General features: G+C 70.9%; 2 protein-coding genes. Both read right to left on the minus strand.

Annotated elements, in window-relative coordinates; translation table 11 throughout:
- Window positions 1-125 precede the first annotated feature (125 nt).
- Window positions 126-2,705 (minus strand): ABC transporter permease, encoded by a 2,580-nt coding sequence (locus MTQ10_RS28350; protein WP_247473188.1) that lies wholly within the window; start codon window positions 2,703-2,705, stop codon window positions 126-128.
- The gene (locus MTQ10_RS28355; protein ID WP_247473190.1) at window positions 2,702-3,490 is read right to left on the minus strand and encodes an ABC transporter ATP-binding protein; all 789 of its coding nucleotides are present in this window, start codon (window positions 3,488-3,490) and stop codon (window positions 2,702-2,704) included. Before MTQ10_RS28355 ends, MTQ10_RS28350 begins: the two co-directional genes overlap by 4 nt.
- Between the last annotated feature and the right edge of the window lie 886 nt (window positions 3,491-4,376).

Genomic DNA, 4,376 nt, shown 5'->3' on the forward strand with positions numbered 1-4,376 from the left:
GGGAGCAGCGGCGCGGGGCGGGGGGCGGCGCGTGCCCCGCCCGGACACGCCCCGGCGCCGGAAGCCCCCAAGGCTTCCGGCGCCGGGTGTTTCCCCCGCAACCCCCGTATGCGGTGGTCGTACGGCTACTCGGTGGCGATGGCGTTCAGGACGTTCATCCGGCCCGCCCGGAACGCCGGGATCAGCGCGGCGAACAGGCCCACGAACGCCGACCCGACGAAGACCGCCCCGATCGTCGGCCAGGGGATCTCCAGGACGGTCAGTCCCTCCAGCGCGAGCAGCTTCTGCGCGGTCGCGCCCCAGCCCATGCCCAGGCCCAGGCCGAGCAGCGCACCGAAGAGGGCGATGACGACGGACTCCAGGCGGATCATGCGGCGCAGCTGGCGGCGGGAGAGGCCGATGGCCCGCATCAGGCCGATCTCCCGGGTGCGCTCCACCACCGACAGGGCGAGGGTGTTCACGACACCGAGGATCGCGACGATGATCGCCAGGGCCAGCAGGCCGTAGATCATGTTCAGCAGCTGGCCGATCTGGTCCTTCAGGGCCTCCTTGTAGTCGGTCTGGTCGCGCACGGTGTACTGCGGGTAGTCGTGCAGCGAGTCCTTCAGCGCCTGGTACGCGGCGTCCTGCTGTCCGTCCTCGGCGCTGGCGAAGAGGATCTGGTCCAGGGGCATCTTGTCGGCCGGCACGTACTTCGCGACCGTGGCGATGGACGCGTACATGGCGCCCTTGTCGAGGACGACGTCGTCGCTGGTGATCGCCCGCACGGTGAGCCGCGCCCTGTCGCCGTTCTTGAAGGCGACGGTGACGGTGGAGCCGACCTTCAGACCGTGGTCCTTCGCGAAGCCCTCGGGGACGGACATCGAGTCGGTCCGGTAGGCGTCGGCGAGCTTGCCGGCGACGGTCTCGGTGCGCAGGTCCTGCGCGTAGCTCGGGGAGGCCGCGTTGATGGACCGCTTCTTGGAGGTGCGGCCGTCCGGGGTGGTCAGTTCGGCGTCGAGGATCTTGTACTCGGTGACGTGTTCCAGTCCGGGCGTGGCCTTGACGGCCTGCACGGCCTGCGGGGTGATCAGCTGGCCGGCGTCGTTCTGGATGATGAAGTCCGTGCCGACGCTCTTGTCGAGCTGGTCGGTGGCGGAGGCGACCATGGAGGAGCCGACCACCGACAGGCAGGCGACGAGCGCGAGGCCGATCATCAGGGCGGCGCCGGTGGCGCCGGTGCGGCGCGGGTTGCGCAGCGCGTTGCGTTCGGCCATCCGGCCGACCGGGCCGAAGACCCGCAGCAGGATCGCGCCGAGGACACGGACCACACCGTTGGCGAGCAGCGGACCGATGACGACGAACCCGATCAGGGTGAGGACGATGCCCAGACCCAGCCAGGCGGAGCCGTCCTTCGCCTTGTCCGCGGTGGCGGCGAGGTACAGGGTCCAGCCGCCGGCACCGGTGAGGACGACGCCGATCAGGGCGCGGACGCGGCCGGCGCGGGCGTCGGCGGGGGCCCCGGAGTCGCGCAGCGCGGCCATCGGGGAGATCTTGCCGGCGCGGCGGGCGGGCAGCCAGGCGGCGAGGACGGTGACGACGACACCGAGGACGAGACCGACGACGGGCGTCGTCCAGACCACGGTCAGGTCGTCGGTGGACAGGTCCATGCCGATCTGGCCCATGAGCTTCATCAGGCCGACCGCCAGGCCGACGCCCGCGGCGACACCGAGGACGGAGCCGACGACGCCGAGCAGCAGCGCCTCGACCAGCACGGACCGGTTGACCTGCCGGCGGGAGGAGCCGATGGCCCGCATCAGCCCGATCTCGCGGGTGCGCTGCGCGACCAGCATGGAGAACGTGTTGATGATCAGGAAGATGCCGACGAGGAACGCGATCCCGGCGAAGCCGAGCATGGCGTACCGCATGACGTCCATGAAGCCCTTGACGTCCTCCTGGCCCGCGTCGGCGGTCTCCTTCGCGGTGAGCGCCTTGTAGGCGCCGCCGAGCCGCTCGGAGATGGCCTTCTTCAGCTGCTCGTGGGTCACGCCGGGCGCGGCGGTGACGTTGATGTTGGTGTAGACGCCGTCCTGCCCGACGAGGGCACGCTGCGCGGTGGGCAGGTCCAGGTAGAAGATGGCCGCGCCGGGGTTGGTGACCTCGAAGGCGGCGATGCCGGAGACCTTCGCGGTGTGCGTGCCGACGGCGGTGATCACGCCGATCTCGTCACCGAGTTCGAGGTGGTGTTTGTCGGCGGTGTCGGCGTCCACCATGATCTGGTCCGGTCCCTCGGGGGCCGACCCCTTGGTGATCGTCATGGTGCGGGCGTCGTTCTTGCCCCAGTTGCTGACGATGGTCGGGGCGCCGGAGGTCGGCGACAGGTTGTCCTTGTCGCCGTCGACGACCGTGACCGAGGAGGAGAAGACGGTGCCTTCGGCGTCCTTGACGCCGGGGACCTTGCGCACCTCGCCGAGCACGGACGCCGGGAGGACCGGCGGCTTGCCGTTGTCGGAAGTGGTCTCGCCGGTGTCGGAGGCGTCCTTGGGGCTGACGGTGACGTCCGGCGAGGTCGCGGCGAACAGCTTGTCGAAGGTGGTGTTCATGGTGTCGGTGAACACGAGCGTGCCGCACACGAACGCCACCGACAGCAGGACGGCCACGGCCGACAGGGCCATGCGTCCCTTGTGCGCGAAGAAGTTGCGCATCGAGGTCTTCAGGACGGTCATGACGTGCGCCCCCGGGCGTCGAAGTCCTTCATGCGGTCCAGGACCTGCTCGGCGGTCGGCTGGAGCATCTCGTCGACGATGCGGCCGTCGGCCAGGTACAGCACCCGGTCGGCGTAGGAGGCGGCGACCGGGTCGTGGGTGACCATGACGATGGTCTGGCCGAGTTCGTCGACGGAACGGCGCAGGAAGCCCAGCACCTCGGCGCCGGCCCGGGAGTCGAGGTTGCCGGTCGGCTCGTCCCCGAAGATGATCTCGGGCCGGGCGGCCAGGGCGCGGGCCACGGCGACGCGCTGCTGCTGACCGCCGGAGAGCTGGGTGGGCCGGTGCTTGAGCCGGCCGCCGAGACCGACGGTGTCCACGACGCGGGCGAGCCACTCGCGGTCGGGTTTGCGGCCGGCGATGTCCATGGGGAGCGTGATGTTCTCCAGCGCGTTCAGCGTGGGCAGCAGGTTGAACGCCTGGAAGATGAACCCGATCCGGTCACGCCGCAGCTGTGTGAGCTTCTTGTCCTTCAGCCGGGTGATCTCTGTCTCGTCGAGGTAGATCTCACCGCTGGTGACGGTGTCGAGTCCGGCGAGGCAGTGCATCAGCGTGGACTTGCCGGACCCCGAGGGGCCCATGATCGCGGTGAACTGGCCGCGGGCGATGTCCACGTCGATGTGGTCGAGGGCGACGACACGGGTCTCCCCCGACCCGTACGCCTTGACGACCTGCCGCGCCCGCGCGGCAACGGCCGTACGCCCTCCAGTGCCCCCGTGCCTGGGAATGGTCACAGCCGATGTCACGGTAAGTCTCCTATGTCGGTGGAACAGTGGTCAGCGGTGCCGGCCGGTCGCCGGCGACGATCAGCAGGTGTCTGCGGGTGGTGCTCGCGCGGCGGACTCGGTGCCCGTGCGCGGACTCGGTGCCCGTGCGGCGGACTCCGGGTCCGTGCGGCGGACTCCGGGTCCGTGCGGCGGACTCGGTGTCCGTGCGCGGATGCCGTTTCCGTTCGCGGTCCGGGCCGGGGCCGGTCACGTGAATCAGTCTGGCGGCGCGACGGTCTCCGCGCGCTGGTGCCCGGCCCCGTCTTGCCCGGGGGGATAACCCCACCCCCTCGGTGCGGTGAACCGCCCCCCGGCGGTGTAAAGCCAGGTTAAGGACGGGCGGTGGGCTGTTTCGTCCTCCGCCGGGACGAGCCCTCCCCGACCCTCAGTAAGGAGGTACCCCTAGGGGCCGTCCACCGCAGGGTGGAGCCGGTCTCAGGGTCGCCTCCACCGCCGGACGGTCCCCCGAGCCGCCGTCGCTTCGACCCCGGACCGTGCCCCACCCGCCGTCGCGGGGGTCCCGGACCGTGCCCGAGCCGCCGTCGCGGCCGTCGCAGACCGCCCCCGAGGCGTCGTCGCGGCCGTCCCGGACGTCCCCCCGAGCCGCCGTCGCGGCCGGCCCCGACCGCCCCGATCCCCCGTCAAAAGTCCGAGTTAACGCGGGTAACAGCACAGGTCAGACACGCCACAGACACGGTAGGCACATACCGACCGCTCAGTTCGGCGAAAACCTACCGTCGGCCGGTACCAGCGAGTAGCGTGCGGGGCTCCGCTCACCCCCCACTCCCTGCGGTCCCCCCACGGACCCGAGCCTCGCAAGGAGCCCCGGGATGTCGTACGACACACCCTCGCCCTACCCACGCCC

It is taken from the genome of Streptomyces sp. XM83C (assembly GCF_023072675.1).
In the GTDB taxonomy this organism is placed as follows: domain Bacteria; phylum Actinomycetota; class Actinomycetes; order Streptomycetales; family Streptomycetaceae; genus Streptomyces; species Streptomyces thermocoprophilus.